This window comes from Streptomyces asoensis (genome assembly GCF_016860545.1).
GTDB classification, from domain to species: domain Bacteria; phylum Actinomycetota; class Actinomycetes; order Streptomycetales; family Streptomycetaceae; genus Streptomyces; species Streptomyces asoensis.
In genome coordinates this window covers 873,439-888,144 of record NZ_BNEB01000003.1, presented here as the reverse complement: position 1 = coordinate 888,144, position 14,706 = coordinate 873,439, and the positions used below count along the sequence as shown (strand labels likewise).

Annotated in this window: 12 protein-coding genes; 7 read left to right on the top strand and 5 right to left on the bottom strand. The window is 73.4% G+C overall.

The features are described from left to right. The first annotated feature begins 192 nt into the window (after window positions 1-192). Window positions 193-1,677, top strand: coding sequence for a PAS domain-containing protein (locus Saso_RS16635; protein WP_189921071.1), 1,485 nt, complete (start codon window positions 193-195; stop codon window positions 1,675-1,677). 19 nt (window positions 1,678-1,696) lie between these two features. Here the strand turns inward: Saso_RS16635 and Saso_RS16630 are convergent, their stop codons facing one another. After that, window positions 1,697-2,452 carry an SIS domain-containing protein gene (locus tag Saso_RS16630; protein WP_189921069.1) on the bottom strand — a complete coding sequence of 252 codons (756 nt, stop codon included), beginning with the start codon at window positions 2,450-2,452 and terminating at the stop codon, window positions 1,697-1,699. A 262-nt stretch (window positions 2,453-2,714) separates the two neighbouring features. Here Saso_RS16630 and Saso_RS16625 point away from each other — a divergent pair, with 262 nt between their 5' ends. Then, entirely contained in the window at window positions 2,715-3,407 is a 693-nt protein-coding gene (locus tag Saso_RS16625; protein WP_189921067.1) for a metal-dependent transcriptional regulator, read from the top strand. A gap of 492 nt (window positions 3,408-3,899) precedes the next feature. Next, window positions 3,900-4,847, top strand: a complete 948-nt coding sequence (locus Saso_RS16620) for an alpha/beta fold hydrolase (protein WP_189921065.1) — start codon at window positions 3,900-3,902, stop codon at window positions 4,845-4,847. Between the two features lie 25 nt (window positions 4,848-4,872). Here the strand turns inward: Saso_RS16620 and Saso_RS16615 are convergent, their stop codons facing one another. The 3 genes from Saso_RS16615 to Saso_RS16605 are packed head-to-tail and all read right to left on the bottom strand — an operon-like array spanning window position 4,873 to window position 7,951. Then, a complete protein-coding gene (locus Saso_RS16615; RefSeq protein WP_189921063.1) occupies window positions 4,873-6,480 on the bottom strand; it encodes a transporter in 1,608 nt (535 codons plus the stop codon). After that, entirely contained in the window at window positions 6,477-7,247 is a 771-nt protein-coding gene (locus tag Saso_RS16610; protein WP_189921061.1) for an ABC transporter ATP-binding protein, read from the bottom strand. Before Saso_RS16610 ends, Saso_RS16615 begins: the two co-directional genes overlap by 4 nt. Before the next feature lie 41 nt (window positions 7,248-7,288). Further along, entirely contained in the window at window positions 7,289-7,951 is a 663-nt protein-coding gene (locus Saso_RS16605; protein WP_189921059.1) for a bifunctional DNA primase/polymerase, read from the bottom strand. 333 nt (window positions 7,952-8,284) lie between these two features. Here Saso_RS16605 and Saso_RS16600 point away from each other — a divergent pair, with 333 nt between their 5' ends. Together Saso_RS16600 and Saso_RS16595 are read left to right on the top strand one after the other, a co-directional pair. Beyond that, entirely contained in the window at window positions 8,285-9,670 is a 1,386-nt protein-coding gene (locus Saso_RS16600; protein WP_189921058.1) for a transcriptional regulator, read from the top strand. 212 nt (window positions 9,671-9,882) lie between these two features. Continuing rightward, window positions 9,883-11,745 carry a hypothetical protein gene (locus tag Saso_RS16595; RefSeq protein ID WP_189921056.1) on the top strand — a complete coding sequence of 621 codons (1,863 nt, stop codon included), beginning with the start codon at window positions 9,883-9,885 and terminating at the stop codon, window positions 11,743-11,745. Between the two features lie 25 nt (window positions 11,746-11,770). Here the strand turns inward: Saso_RS16595 and Saso_RS16590 are convergent, their stop codons facing one another. Continuing rightward, window positions 11,771-13,099, bottom strand: coding sequence for an ABC transporter substrate-binding protein (locus Saso_RS16590; RefSeq protein WP_189921054.1), 1,329 nt, complete (start codon window positions 13,097-13,099; stop codon window positions 11,771-11,773). Between the two features lie 172 nt (window positions 13,100-13,271). Here Saso_RS16590 and Saso_RS16585 point away from each other — a divergent pair, with 172 nt between their 5' ends. Both Saso_RS16585 and purU read left to right on the top strand, forming a co-directional pair. Further along, the gene (locus Saso_RS16585) at window positions 13,272-13,718 is read left to right on the top strand and encodes an SCO4402 family protein (protein ID WP_189921052.1); all 447 of its coding nucleotides are present in this window, start codon (window positions 13,272-13,274) and stop codon (window positions 13,716-13,718) included. A gap of 100 nt (window positions 13,719-13,818) precedes the next feature. Then, a complete protein-coding gene (gene purU, locus Saso_RS16580) occupies window positions 13,819-14,703 on the top strand; it encodes a formyltetrahydrofolate deformylase (RefSeq protein WP_189921050.1) in 885 nt (294 codons plus the stop codon). The last annotated feature ends 3 nt before the right edge of the window (window positions 14,704-14,706 follow it).

Below are 14,706 nucleotides of genomic sequence, written 5' to 3'. Positions count from 1 at the left end.
GACCACCTCCTTTCCTTCGGTACGCCCCACCCTAGGAACCCGCCTCGGGTCGCTCAAGTGTTTTTTCGCGAGGGGGCGTGACCGGCATCGCAGCGGTACGACGATTCCTCTGCAATCTTGCGGGAATCATATGTGGGCTGCGTCACGTTCGAGTTGAATGAGGGCAAGTGAGCGAACCTGCAGGGGGTCCAGGTGAGTGCTTCCCGGCGTAGTGGGACCACCGACGAGCTGGGTCCGGACGAGCCCGAGCGGCCCGGCCGGCCGGGCGACGACGGCCCCGTGCCCCCGGACGGCGCCGCCGCGCCCGGTCCGGACGGCCCGGACGGCACCGACCTGCTCGCCGCGCTCCTCGACGGCATGGACGCGGCCCTGTGCGCCTTCGACGGCGACGGCCTGGTCACCCACTGGAACCGCGAGGCCGAACGCATCCTGGGCTGGAGCGCCGCCGAGGCGGTCGGGCGGCACGGCTTCGCCGGCTGGGCGGTGCGCGAGGCCGACGCCGAGGAGATCCAGGGGCGGCTGATGGCCGCCATGCACGCGCCGGGGCGCCAGGTCCACGAGTTCGCGCTGCTCACCAAGGACGGCGGCCGGGTGCTCGTGCGCACCCAGTCGGCCGCCGTGCGCGGTCCGGACGGCAAGCCGGCGGGCCTGTACTGCGCCTTCAGCGAGGTGCACGCCCAGATCGACCTGGAGCGTTCCATCGCGCTCAGCGAGGCCCTCTTCGACGACGCTTCCTGGGGTGTCGTCCTGGTCGACGCCGACCTGCGCCCCGCGGTCGTCAACGCGCACGCGGCCCGCGCGCTCGGCACCGGCCGCACGGCCGTCCTGGGCCGTCCGCTGGGCGACCTGCTCACCCGGGGCGTCGAGGAGCTGGAGAACGCGCTGACGCACGTGCTCGCCGAGGGCGCCCCGCCGGCCCCGGCCGAGCTGTGGGTCGGTGTGCGCGGCCCGGACGGCGAACGGCGGCGCTGCTGGCGCAGCGGCTTCCTGCGCCTCGCCTCGCCGCTCGCCGAGGAACCGGTGCCCCTCGGGGTGGGCTGGCTCTTCCAGGACGTCACCGAGGCCAAGCAGGGGGAGCAGGAGGCCGCGCTGCTGCGCTTCAGGGCCAATCAGCTGCACCGGGCCGCCCGGGCCGCCGCCGAGTGCGAGGACCCCGTCGAGGCGGCCACCGTCCACCTCGACTTCGCGCTCGCCGGGTTCGCCGACCACGCCCTGGTCGACCGGGTGACGGGCGGCGCCGGGGCCGACGCGCAGGAGGCCGCGCCGGTGCGGCTGGTGCGGGTCGCGGCGACGCCGTCGGGCGGGCCGGGGCCCAGCGCGCCGACCGGGCTGGCCGGGCTGCCGGTCCGCTACGGCGAGGGGCACCCGGCGCTCCAGTGCGTGGCGCGGGCCGGTTCCGTGCGGGCCGGCGCGGGCTCCGTACCGGCCGACGAGGCGCGGGAGTGGGCGCGGGCGCGCCGGTGGCCCGAGGACACGGTCCACGCGCTGTGCGCGGTGCTGCGCAGCAGGGGCCGCACGCTCGGTGTCGTCACGTTCCTGCGCGGCGGGAGCCGTACCCCCTTCGAGCGGACCGACGCCGTCTACGCCGAGGACGTCGCCGTCCGGATGGCGGCGGCCCTGGACCTGGCCGACCTGACGGGCGCGGCGGGCGCGCCGGGCCGGGGCGAGGGAGGCTGAGCCGCGCCCGGACCGCGGTTCAGTGGCGGTAGAAGATCCGGTCCCGGTACTCCTCCATGATCCGGCCGTTCCACTCGTGGCCGCCGTCGACGTTGCCGGACCGCAGCAGCGGCGGTTCGATACCGCGCTCGGCGAGGAGGCCGGCCGTGGTGGCCATGACGGCCTGGAGGAGGGCCGAGGTGACGACCGTGGAGGCGGGGGCGAAGGGCGCGGGGACGGTGTCCAGGGTGAGCTCCGCGTCGCCGACGGCGATCTTGGAGTCGAGGACGACGTCGCAGTGGTCCTTGAGGAACGTGCCGGAGGCGTGCCGGGACGTCGTGCCGGAGGCGTAGGCCACCGACGTCAGGCCGACGACCCGCACGCCGCGGGCGCGGGCTTCGCGGGCCATCTCCACGGGCAGGGCGTTGCGGCCGGACAGCGAGACGACGACGAGGGCGTCGCCCGCGCGCAGGGGCGAGGTGTCCAGGACGGCGCTCGCGAGACCGTCGACCCGTTCGAGGGCCGAACCGAGGGTCGCGGGGGTGACGTCCACGCCGACCACGCCGGGGACCGCGAGCAGGTTCATCAGGGCGAGGCCGCCCGCGCGGTAGACGACGTCCTGCGCGGCGAGGGAGGAGTGCCCGGCGCCGAAGGCGAACAGGCGCCCGCCGGCGGTCACGGTGTCGGCGAGGAGCGTGCCGGCGGCCTCGACGGTGTCGGCCTCCTCGTCGCGGGCCCGCTGGAGCAGGGCGATCGCGGCGTCGAAGAACTGGGCGGCGAGCTTGCGGTCGCTCATCCGTGCGGCCCCTTTGCCGTAGCGGGTGTCCGTGTCGCGGATCACCGTGCGGTCTGGACCAGTGCGCTGTCAATACGCCCGGTGACGGTGGGGCGTCGGGGGCGCCGCCCCCTCCCGCGCGCCGGACGCGGAGCCCCGATGTGACCACCGCGTTCGGACGGCGCGGCACGCTTGTCAGTGGTATCCGGCAGAATTGGGTCCAGGGCCAGCGCACGCGCCGGAGAGCCGTCGAGCCTTCCGCAGAGCTAATCGAGGGGCACACATGTCCGGACTGATCGACACCACGGAGATGTATCTCCGCACCATCCTCGAGCTGGAAGAGGAAGGTGTGGTGCCCATGCGTGCCCGCATCGCCGAACGCCTCGACCAGAGCGGGCCGACGGTCAGCCAGACGGTGGCGCGCATGGAGCGCGACGGCCTGGTCTCCGTGGCCAGCGACCGGCACCTGGAGCTCACCGACGAGGGCCGCCGGCTGGCCACGCGCGTGATGCGCAAGCACCGCCTCGCCGAGTGTCTCCTGGTCGACGTGATCGGCCTGGAGTGGGAGCAGGTGCACGCCGAGGCCTGCCGCTGGGAGCACGTGATGAGCGAGGCGGTCGAGCGCCGGGTGCTGGAGCTGCTGCGTCACCCCACCGAGTCGCCGTACGGCAACCCGATCCCGGGCCTGGAGGAGCTGGGCGAGAAGGACGGCGCCGACCCCTTCCTGGACGAGGGCATGGTCTCGCTGGCGGACCTCGACCCGGGTTCGGACGGCAAGACGGTCGTCGTGCGCCGGATCGGCGAGCCGATCCAGACGGACGCGCAGCTGATGTACACGCTGCGCCGCGCGGGTGTGCAGCCCGGTTCGGTGGTGAGCGTGACGGAGTCGGCGGGCGGTGTGCTGGTGGGCAGCGGCGGCGAGGCGGCCGAGCTCCAGTCGGAGGTCGCGTCGCACGTGTTCGTGGCGAAGCGCTGACCCCGGGGCCCGCGGCCCCGCCGCCGGTGAAACGCTGAGGGTTGTTCAACTCCTGGGGAGCGTGGGGCAGTTGGGGTGTGCCGTCGATCTCGTCGAATCGCAGATTCCCTGTGTCGAATCGCAGCGCCGGAGGGCTTCCCGTGCCAGGCTGTCGCGTGAGGCATATGACCGGAGGGGGCGGGATGCCGTGTCGCGGAGCAGTGGAGAGCCCCGGTGCCGTACGGCACCGGGGCCTGTCCTCCCCTGTACTGACCCGGAGCCCCGAGCTCTCAGGGTCATTCCCTCGGACCGGTTTCCCCGAGCGGTCCGCCCCCCGATGAAGGTCTCCCCTCGGCAGCGGGGATCATTCCTTGAGTGTGGTCACTCGAACGAGGGGTGTTGTGCGCGGAGAGTGCATTTCTCGAAAGGCCTTTCGATAGCCTGCGGGTGATTGAAGGCAGTACGAAGGCATCGGCAGCGCGGCGGCATAACGGCTAGGGGGTGCCAGTACCTATGGCGCGACGCATCGACGTGACCGGGGCGGGGGGCGTACGCCTGGCGGCCTGGGAGTTCGGTGACCCGCCCAAGGGTGACCCGGCGAAGGCCGTGACGGAACCCGTCATTCCGTCCCAGACGGCGGGAGACTGTGACCGGGAGCGGCCCGGCGGGCACGAGGACGTGAACAGGCCGGGCGTCCTGTTACTGCACGGTCTGATGGGCCGGGCCTCGCACTGGGCGTCCACCGCCCGCTGGCTCTCCGAGCGGCACCGCGCCGTCGCCCTCGACCAGCGCGGCCACGGCCAGAGCGAGAAACCGCCCGAGGCCGCCTTCACCCGCGAGGCCTACGTCGAGGACGCGGAGGCCGCCCTCGAACAGCTCGGGCTCGCCCCGGCCCTCCTGATCGGCCACGCCATGGGCGCGCTGACCGCGTGGCAGCTCGCCGCGAAACGCCCCGACCTGGTGAGCGGCCTGATCGTCTGCGACATGCGGGCCTCCGCGCTGGGAGCGGCCTCGCAGCGCGAGTGGGGCGACTGGTTCAAGTCCTGGCCGGTCCCCTTCGCCACGCTCGCCGACGTCCGCAAGTGGTTCGGCGAGGACGATCCCTGGGTGGAGCGCCCGAACCCCTCCCGGGGCGAGTTCTACGCCGAGGTGATGCAGGAGTCGCCGGACGGCTGGCGTCCCGTCTTCGAGCCCGAGCAGATGCTCAAGTCCCGCGAGACCTGGGTCTACGACGCCCACTGGGAGGAACTGGCCCAGGTGCGCTGCCCGGTGCTGGTCGTGCGCGGCCTGGACGGCGAACTCGGGCGGGCCGAGGCCCAGGAGATGGTGCGCGTCCTGCCCCGCGGCGAGTACGCGGAGGTCTCCGACGCCGGACACCTCGTGCACTACGACCAGCCCGAGGGCTGGCGCACCGCGATCGAACCGTTCCTGGACGCCGTCCTGACCCCCGGAGCGCCCTGACCCCGACCGGGCTCCGGGGGGCCGGTCAGCCCCTGCTCACGGCCGTCAGGATCTCCGGGAGGCGGGCCGCCGTCCGCGGAGCGGCCAGCCGCAGCCCCAGGAGCGTGATCGCCGCGCCGTAGGCCGCGCCGCCCGGCAGCAGCAGCCAGGTCCAGTCCTCCCCGCCCTCGGTGACGTGCAGCCAGATCGTCACCGCGATCACGGGGGCGCACAGCAGGGCGGCCGCGACCATCCCGCCGAAGATCGCGATCCAGGCGAGACCGGCCTGCCCCGGGGCCACGTTCTTGTAGCCCTCCTGCGGAATCGAGTAGGGGAAGCGGGCCGAGGTCCAGGCGCCCGTCGCGAGCATCGCCCCCAGCAGCGCGAGGGACAGCCCCAGCGCCTCGGGCAGCTTCGACCAGTCGCCGAGCATCGCCGTCGTCAGCACCGTCACCAGCGTCGCGTACGGCAGGGTGATCAGCAGCAGGGCCAGGGCCCGCGCCCGCAGCTCGGCGTACGCGTCCCGGGGCGTGGAGATCGTCATCGCGACCATCCAGAACGCGGACGTGTCCTGCCCGAACTGGTTGTACATCTGGATGCCGAGCATCCCGGCGGCGAAACAGGCGAAGTAGATCGAGCCGGTGCCCTGCACCGCGTTCAGGACGGGCACGATCAGCCCGATGGCCAGCGAGGTCACCCAGGCCGCCTTCGTCTTCGGATCGCGCCAGACATAGCGCAGGCTGCGCTCCATGACGGGGCCGGTGCGCCCGCCCGGCAGCAGCCGCCCGAGCCCCGCCGCGCCCCGCCGCTCCCGCGCGGCCGGCTCGGCGGCCTGGAGGGTGGAGCCGTCGGGCGAGGTCATCAGCCGCGTCAGGCTCCGCGTCCACGCCGTGACCAGCAGCGCCAGCGCGCCCGCGCTGACGGCGAGCTGCGCGGCGGCGACCCCGTGCGCGCCCTCGCTCACCGAGTCCACCGCGCCGATCGCCGACGCCGGCGGCAGCCACCGCAGGACGTCCGCCACCGGATCCAGCTGCCCGAGACCGGAGGAGCCGAGCCGCTGCGCCCCGAAGTTGACGGCCTGCGCGCCGATCGCGACGACCAGCCCGCTCAGCACCGCCAGATCGCGTCCCTTGCGGCTGGTCAGCAGCCGGATGTTGGCGGCGGCCACGGCGCGGGCGAGCGCCACGCACACCAGCAGCCCGAGGACGACGGCGAGCACGCCCACCGCCCACGCCGCCGCCCCGTGGGCCACGGACACCACCGAACCCACCAGCATCAGCAGGGTGAACAGCGGCCCGATACCCACCAGTGAGGCCGCCAGCAGCGCCCGCACCAGCGGCCGGGGCCGCAACGGCAGCATCACCAGCCGGGTCGGGTCCAGCGTCTCGTCACCGCTCGGGAAGAACAGCGGCATCACCGCCCAGCCCAGCCCCAGCACCGCCATCAGGAGCACCACCAGCGACACCGCGTGGTCGTGTCCGCGCAGCGCGATCAGACCGAGCAGCTGGAGCGCGGCGAACAGCAGCGTGACGACCGCCGAGGCGACGTACGCGGCCCGCCGCCCGCCCGACTGCCGCAGCCCGTTGCGCAGCAGCGACAGCTTCAGCCGTACGACGGTGGGGACGAGCGCCGGCGACGAGGTCCGCCCGCTCACCGGGCCGCCCCGCCGCCCAGCCAGTCGAGGTCGGAACCGGCGTCCCGCCCCTGCGCGCCGACGAGTTCCAGGAACGCCTGTTGCAGCGAGGGGGCCGGGCCCCGTACCTCCGCCAGCGTCCCGTGCGCCCGGATCCGGCCCGCCGCCAGCACCGCCACCCAGTCGCACAGCGACTCGACGAGCTCCATGACATGGGAGGAGAAGACGACGGTCGCCCCCGACGCCGTGTACCGCTCCAGGACGCCGCGGATGATCTGCGCGGACACCGGGTCGACCCCTTCGAACGGCTCGTCGAGGAAGAGCACTTCGGGGTTGTGCAGCAGCGCGGCCGCGAGGCCGATCTTCTTGCGCATGCCCGTCGAGTAGTCGACGACCAGCTTGTGCTGGGCTCCGGCCAGATCGAGGACGTCGAGCAGCTGTGCGGCCCGCTTGTCGACCTCGGCGCCGGGCAGGCCCCGCAACCGGCCGCTGTAGGCGAGCAGTTCACGGCCCGACAGGCGCTCGAAGAGCCGCAGCCCCTCCGGCAGCACCCCGATCCGCGCCTTCACCTCGACGGGGTCCCGCCACACGTCGTGCCCGACGACCTCCACCGAGCCCTGGTCGGGCCGCAGCAGCCCGGTCACCATGGACAGGGTCGTGGTCTTCCCGGCGCCGTTCGGACCGACGAGCCCGATGAACTTCCCCGAGGGCAGATCGAGATCGATCCCGGCAACGGCGACCTGCTGCCCGAACCGCTTCCAGAGGTTGCGCACGCGTACCGACGTCATGCCGGAAACCCTACGGTGACGCGGCTCCTGACGGGGCGTCGCTAGCGATCCCGTCCGCAGGCGTAGGCGAGCGGCGGGATCAGCTCCTCCGCGTCCGGCAGCCACCGGTTCGCGGCGGTCGGCCGGCACGCCCACTGCACGGCGCCCCGCGAACCGAACCGGGTGGGCGGCGCGGCCACGTACGTGCCCTCGCCGAGCGTCACCAGGTCGAGCGCCGACAGCGACCAGCCCAACTTGCGTACCAGGTCCGGCACTTTCGCCGACGCGCCCGGCAGCACGAAGAACTGCATCCGGCGGTCCGGCGTCAGCATGACCGGACCGAGCGTCGACTCCATCCGCTCCATCCGCGCCAGGGCCAGGAACCCGGCCGTCTCCGGGACGGAGATCGCGTCGAACGAGCGGCCGGTCGGCAGCAGGATCGAGGCGGTCGGCTGCTTCTGCCACATCCGGCGCGCGACCGTCGCACTGCCGGTGGCCTGGGTCGCCCAGTCGGGGCGCGCGGGGTGCGCGCCCGGCGCCGCGCACGCGCCGTCTCCGCAGGAGCAGTGCTGCACTCCGCCGACGGGTTCCAGCCAGGTGCCGGGAAAGACGTCCCAGTGTCGTTCCTCGGCGTAGCGAACAGCTGTCTCGAGCAGCGATTCCCCGCGCTGCTTCGGGATATGAGTGGCTTCGGCGCCCGCGATGGTCTCTTCCACGATGAACACAACTCTAGCCGTCACCAGGGGTTACGCCCGCCACTTTGCGCGGGGGAGGAGCACCGGTTCCGCGTCCGGGGCGCATGGGTGCATGTTCGGGGGCGCGCGGCAGGAAGGGGCGCGGGAGCGGGTATCCAGGAAGAGGGGGCGGGCTTCCGCCGGTAACCCGGCAATCTCTGTGTTCCTCGGTAATTCTCGGCAATCCTCACATGCCTCGCATTTTCGATGAGGGCGTGGGGCATTGATCTTCTCGGCCGGAACTTTTCGGTGGAAGACACGTCAACTCGGTGTGTGGGCGGGTACCCGCCGCCCCGGTCACCGCAGCCACAGGGGGTAGTGCCCATGGCCGCAAGGCCGCTAGTCGCGCGGCAGCCGAACGAGAGGCTGCAGGCGCTCATCCAGGAGGCGGGGTGCTCGAACGCCGGGCTCGCCCGCCGCGTCAACATGTGTGGCGCCGAGCACGGCCTCGACCTGCGCTACGACAAGACGTCCGTGGCCCGTTGGCTGCGCGGGCAGCAGCCGCGGGGACGCGCTCCGGCGATCATCGCGGAGGCGCTGGGCCGCAAACTCGGCCGTACGGTCACGATCGACGAGATCGGCATGGCCAACGGCAAGAACCTCGCCTCGGGCGTGGGGCTCCAGTTCTCGCCGACCGTCCTGGGGGCCATCGAGCAGGTCTGCGAGCTGTGGCGCAGCGACGTGGGCCGGCGCGACTTCCTCTCGGGTTCCTCCGTGGCCGCCTCGGCGCTGGTCGAGCCGAGCCGCGACTGGCTGATCTCCTCGCCGGACGCGCAGGTGGCACGGTCGGCCGGTCCCCGGGTGGGCCTGTCCGACGTCGCGGCCGTCAAGGCGATGACCCAGGCCCTGGTCGACCTGGACCACCAGTACGGCAGCGGCCATGTGCGCCCGGTCGTGGTGCACTACCTCAACAGCGTGGTGTCGGGCCTGCTGGCCGGCTCCTACCGGGAGGCGGTGGGCCGCGAACTGTTCGCGGCCGTGGCCCGGTTGACGGAACTCGCCGGATACATGGCCGTCGACACCGGTCAGCCCGGTCTCGCCCAGCGCTACTACATCCAGGCCCTGCGGCTGGCCCAGGCGGCCGGTGACCGCGGGTACGGCGGATACGTCCTCGCCGCCTCCATGAGCCACCTCGCCGCGCAGCTCGGGAACCCGCGGGAGATCGCGCAGTTGGCGCGCGCGGCGCAGGAGGGGGCGCGGGGGCGGGTGACCCCGCGCGCGCAGGCGATGTTCCTCGCGGCGGAGGCCCGCGGCCACGCCCTGATGGGCGACGCGCGCGGGGCGCAGACGGCGTCCGGGCGGGCGGTCGCGGCACTGGAGGCCGCGGAGCCGTCCGCCGGGGACGATCCCGCGTGGATCGCGCACTTCGACGAGGCCTATCTGGCCGACGAGTTGGCGCACTGCCACCGTGACCTCGGCCAGGCCGAGGCGGCGGCCCGCTGCGCCGAACAGTCCCTGGCCGGGCACCCGGAGAGCCGTGCGCGCCGGCGCGCGATCGGCTATGTCCTGCTGGCCACCGCGCAGGTGCAGCAGCGCGACATCGAGCAGGCCTGCAACACGGGCCTGAAGGCTGTCGAGTTGCTGGAGACGCTGCGTTCCAACCGGGGCGCGGAGTACCTCGAGGACCTCCAGCAGCGGCTGGAGCCGTTCCGGGACGAGTCGGTGGTGCGGGAGTTCGGGGCGCGGCTGGAGTTGCAGACCGCGGCGTGAACGGACGGGGCGCCGCTGCCTGAACGCGCGGGAAACGACGGGATCCCGCACGGGGAGAGGCGGATACAGCGCACGGCGCTCCGGATCTGTTACCGATGCCCCGGCCGGCCCGGCCGGAAGGGAGATCACGACTGAGCTGCGTGGCACGGGGTTCCGGGGACCCGGTAGCGTGAACCGACGATTCCGAAGGTCCCCCATCAGTAGGAGTCCCGGTGACGCAGAGTGGACAGGGCGAGGAGCCCTCGGCGCAGCCCGCGCGCGAAGGCATCGTGCTGCCCTCCGACGGCGGGGAGCCCCTGCTGCCGGGAATGACGGCGAGCGTGCCGCGGCCGGCGCCCCGCCAGGGGCCGCCGACGCCACCGCCGTCCGACCGCTACTCCGGCGGGTACGGCGCTCAGCAGCCCGGACAGCAGCAGCCCGGACAGCAGCAGCCCGGGCAACAGCCGTACGGCGAGGACCGCTACGGGCAGCAGCAGTACGGGCAGGACCAGTACGGCCGGGATCAGTACGGCCAGGACCGGTACGGGCAGCAGCCGCCCGCCGGCGGACAGACCTGGGGCGACCCCTGGGGCCCCGGCGGACAGGCCCCCGCCGGGCAGCAGGCGCAGAGCTGGCCGCTCCCCGCGGACCAGCAGCAGCACCAGCAGCCCTCGCAGGACGGGTGGAACACCGGGCGCTCCGACCAGTGGCACGGGGGCGACCCCGCGGGTGCGGGCCCCCTCCCGCCGGAGAGTGCCCCGGCGCCGGGCGCACCCCTGCCCCCGGCCGCCCCCCTGTCCTCCGACGACGGCGCGACGCAGTACATACCGCCGGTCCCGGCCGACGGCGGCCGGGGCCCCTACCCGTCGTCCTTCGCCGCTCCCGCCCCGGCGGACGAGGGCGTCACCCAGTACCTTCCCCCCGTTCCGCCCGCGGCTCCGGCCGACGAGGGCGCCACCCAGTACCTGCCGCCCGTTCCCGCCGCGCCCGCCGACGAGGGGGCCACCCAGTACCTGCCGCCCGTCGCCCCGGGCGCGCTGCCGCCCGAGGTCCCGGCCGAGTCGGGCCCCTACCCGGGTCCCGGCCGCCAGAACCCGGGCACGGGGGCCTTCCCGGCGGGCGCGCAGGCCTCCGCGCCGGGAGCGCGGCCCGGCGCCTACTCCGACTCGGAGCCCACGCAGTACATACCGCCCGTCGCCGCACAGGCCGACGGGGAGCGGCAGCCGCCCGCGGAGTTCGAGAACCTCTTCCGCAGCGGACCGGGCGGCGACGGGCCGGCCGGGTCCACGCAGCAGCTCCCGCGCTACTCCGAGCCGGACGCCCCCGGGTACGGCGGTCCCGGCGGTGCGCCGGGCTACGGTGCCGGACCCGCCGCCCGGACCCCGCAGACCGGCCACACCCCGCCGGGCGGTCCCGCGGCGGGCGGGAGACGCGCGGTGCGCGACGACGGCGCCGGCCGGGGCGGTCGTACCGGCTCTCGGGTGCCGCTGTTCGCGGCGATCGGCGTGGCCCTCGCGGTCGTCGGCATCGGCGCGGGCGCCATGATGGGGGGCGGCGGCGGTGACGAGGGCGACGACGGCAAGACCGTCGCGGCTTCGGCCCCCGCGAGCGGCGCGTCCTCGGCGTCCACCGGCGCGGCCGCCCAGCAGGCCGCCGAGCTCGACAAGCTGCTGGCGGACAGCGGCAGCAGCCGGGCCAGTGTGATCAGCGCCGTGGCCGACGTGAAGAGCTGCGGCAACCTCGGGCAGGCCGCGACAGACCTGCGCGACGCGGCGAAGCAGCGCACCGAGCTGGTGACCCGGCTCTCCGCGCTGAAGGTCGACCAGCTGCCCGACCACGCCGCGCTGACCACCGCCCTCACCAAGGCGTGGCAGGCGTCCGCCGCCGCCGACGAGCACTACGCGGCCTGGGCCGACCAGGTCGCCGCCAACAAGAAGAAGAGCTGCAAGAAGGGCGGGGCCCGCACCACCTCCGAGACCCTGGAGGGCAACCGCGCGAGCGGCACCGCCAGCGCCCAGAAGAAGCGGGCCGCCGAGCTGTGGAACGGGATCGCGAAGACCTACGACCTGACCGAGCGCCAGCCCACGCAGCTGTAGGCGAGGGCCGGCGCCGCCGGACGGGTCAGTTCACGTCGGCTTTCTCCAGGGTCTTCGTGACGTCGACGAAGCCCTTCCTGGCGGACACGAGCCGGCCCTTGCGCACGGCCTGGAGGGTGACGTCGGCGTTGACCAGGCGCGGGAAGCCGATGGAGGCGAGCTCGTCGGTGAACTCCCAGCGCAGGGTCGGGGTGAGGCCGCCCGTGGTGACCTCCAGCCCGTCGTCCAGGGCGCCCCGTACGGCGCCGGCGGTCACCTCACCGCCGTCCAGCGACTCCACGGCCTGCCGGAACACGGTGTAGGCGATCCAGGTCGTCTGGACCCCGGTGTCCGTCGGATCGATCCGGGTGTCGGAGAACGCCTGCTCGCTGATCACCTTCTTCATCGGCGCCCAGGCGGGGTCGCTCGCCACCGGGTACCAGCCGGTGACGTAGGCGCCCTCGAAGGGACCGGAGGCCGCGCCCGCGGCGTTGATCACGGTCTGGTCGACGCTGCCGAGGACGGTGCCGGTGCGGACCTCGGGATAGCCCTGGCGGGTGCGGCGGAAGGAGTCCATGAAGGTGCTGGTGCGGTCCCCGAGCGCGGTCACGACGCACCCCTTGCCGCCGCCGCCCGCGTCGCCGGTCGCCTTCTTCAGCGCCGCCTCGGCCTGGGTGGCGTACTCGGTGGCGTCCTCCGGGGCCAGCTGGTCCACGGCCTCGGCGTGCCCGCCCGCCGTCAGTCCGGCGTCCAGCATCACGGGCAGGGCGTCACCGGCGATCGTGTCGGGCCGCACGAGGGAGACGGGCCCGCAGGTCGCGCCGAGTTCCTTGCCCAGACCGGCCAGCAGCGAGGGCTGGCCGCCGTTGACGGGGTAGGACAGCGGGCTGGTGAACTCGGCGTTCGTGACGCCGTAACCGCCTATGTAGGGGATGCCGGCGCCCTCGAGGTGCGGGAGGAAGGCGTCGGAGTGCTGGCTGTAGGAGCCGACGACGGCGACCGCCTTCTCCTTGACGGCGCGCCGGGCGCACGCCGCGGCGGACACCGTGTCGTTGTGGTCGTTGCAGGTCAGGACCTTGAGCTTGCGGCCGTTCAGACCGCCGTTCGCGTTGATCCAGCGGGCGTACGCGCTCGCGAAGGCCGGCATGCCCGGCTTGTTGGTGGCGGAGGTCCCCTCGGGCGCCCAGGTCATCACGACGATCGGGTCGTCCCCGGAACCCCCCGGCACACCGGGGACGACCCCACAGCCGACGGCGAGCGACGTACAGGCGGTCAGGACGCCCGCCGCGAGGGCGGCCGATCTGACGCGCCTGGGGAGGCGGAAGGACCTGGGGAGGAAGGTGCTTCGCGTGGGCGTGCGCCGCTTGCCGGTCATGCACACGCACGATTCCGTCACCTCACCAACCCGGGAGTGACTCACGGTCAACGGACGGTGACGCCAAGGTGAATTGCCGGGGTACGTGCGGCGGGCGGAACGGGGAAACGTACGATCGACCACCGTGCAAGGTTCGGAGAACTCTTCCCGTCGCGGCCGTCGCTCCTCCACCATGGGCGGCATGCCACTCAACGACATGCCGTGGTGGCGCTGGCGCAGCAATGTGCGCTCCGCGCTGCACATGCTCTCCGACCCCGCGTTCCAGCAGAACGTCTGGCTGGCCGGCGTCGAGGGGTACGGGGACGTCACCGACGCCGTGTACCGCCTCGTCGAGGACACCTGGCTCGACAACTGGTCCGCCGAGAAGTACGTCGGCACGATCTTCCGCGACTCGCAGGAGGCGGCGCTCGTCGACACCGCCGTGCTGCGCGTGCTGCGGATCATGCACCAGGTCGGTCCCGACGCCCCGGTCTCCGCCTACGTCGACCACCAGGGGTGGCCGGACGCCGTGCGGGCGGCACGGGACGCGCACGTGCGGATGGCCGCGAGCGACGGCGACGACGCGGACGCCCCGCCGCGCACCCTCGAGGTGCTGCGCATCATGACGCGGGCCGCGTAGCGGCCCTGTCCCCCGGCCGCGCCGGGAGCGCCGGGGGCGCGGTGTTCCGCCCTGCGGGACGGTTGTCCACGGCCGTGGCCGGTGTGGGACCCTGTCGGGCATGAACGCGCAGCCCACCCGAGCCGCGGCGGCCGCCGCCGACCAGTACGTCCTCACCCTTTCCTGCCCCGACAAGCAGGGCATCGTGCACGCCGTGTCGAGCTACCTCTTCATGACCGGCTGCAACATCGAGGACAGTCAGCAGTTCGGCGACCACGACACGGGCCTGTTCTTCCTGCGTGTGCACTTCTCGGCCGAGTCCCCGGTGACCGTGGACAAGCTCCGGGCGAGCTTCGCGGCGATCGGCGACTCCTTCCACATGGACTGGCAGATCAACCGCGCCGACGAGAAGATGCGCATCGTCCTCATGGTCAGCAAGTTCGGGCACTGCCTGAACGACCTGCTGTTCCGCGCCAGCATCGGCGCGCTGCCGGTGGAGATCGCGGCCGTGGTGTCCAACCACACCGACTTCGCCGAGCTCGTGGGCTCGTACAACATTCCCTTCCACCACATTCCGGTGACGCGGGAGAACAAGGCGCAGGCCGAGGCGCAGCTGCTCCAGCTGGTCCGGGAGCAGGACGTCGAGCTCGTCGTCCTGGCCCGCTACATGCAGGTCCTCTCCGACGACCTGTGCAAGCAGCTCAGCGGGCGGATCATCAACATCCACCACTCCTTCCTGCCGAGCTTCAAGGGCGCCAAGCCGTACCACCAGGCGCATGCCCGGGGTGTGAAGCTGATCGGGGCGACCGCGCACTACGTGACGGCCGATCTCGACGAGGGGCCGATCATCGAGCAGGAGGTCGAGCGCGTCGGGCACGGGGTCACGCCCGACCAGCTCGTCGCCGTCGGCCGGGACGTGGAGTGCCAGGCGCTGGCGCGGGCCGTGAAGTGGCACGCGGAGCGGCGGATCCTGCTCAACGGCCGCCGCACGGTCGTCTTCCCGTAGCCG

Excerpts from the sequence above, each read along its gene's own strand:
- Saso_RS16630 (WP_189921069.1), bottom strand. The coding sequence starts at position 2,452 with ATGAGCGACCGCAAGCTCGCCGCCCAGTTCTTCGACGCCGCGATCGCC.
- Saso_RS16625 (WP_189921067.1), top strand. The coding sequence starts at position 2,715 with ATGTCCGGACTGATCGACACCACGGAGATGTATCTCCGCACCATCCTC.
- Saso_RS16620 (WP_189921065.1), top strand. The coding sequence starts at position 3,900 with ATGGCGCGACGCATCGACGTGACCGGGGCGGGGGGCGTACGCCTGGCG.
- Saso_RS16610 (WP_189921061.1), bottom strand. The coding sequence starts at position 7,247 with ATGACGTCGGTACGCGTGCGCAACCTCTGGAAGCGGTTCGGGCAGCAG.
- Saso_RS16600 (WP_189921058.1), top strand. The coding sequence starts at position 8,285 with ATGGCCGCAAGGCCGCTAGTCGCGCGGCAGCCGAACGAGAGGCTGCAG.
- Saso_RS16590 (WP_189921054.1), bottom strand. The coding sequence starts at position 13,099 with ATGACCGGCAAGCGGCGCACGCCCACGCGAAGCACCTTCCTCCCCAGG.
- Saso_RS16585 (WP_189921052.1), top strand. The coding sequence starts at position 13,272 with ATGGGCGGCATGCCACTCAACGACATGCCGTGGTGGCGCTGGCGCAGC.
- purU (WP_189921050.1), top strand. The coding sequence starts at position 13,819 with ATGAACGCGCAGCCCACCCGAGCCGCGGCGGCCGCCGCCGACCAGTAC.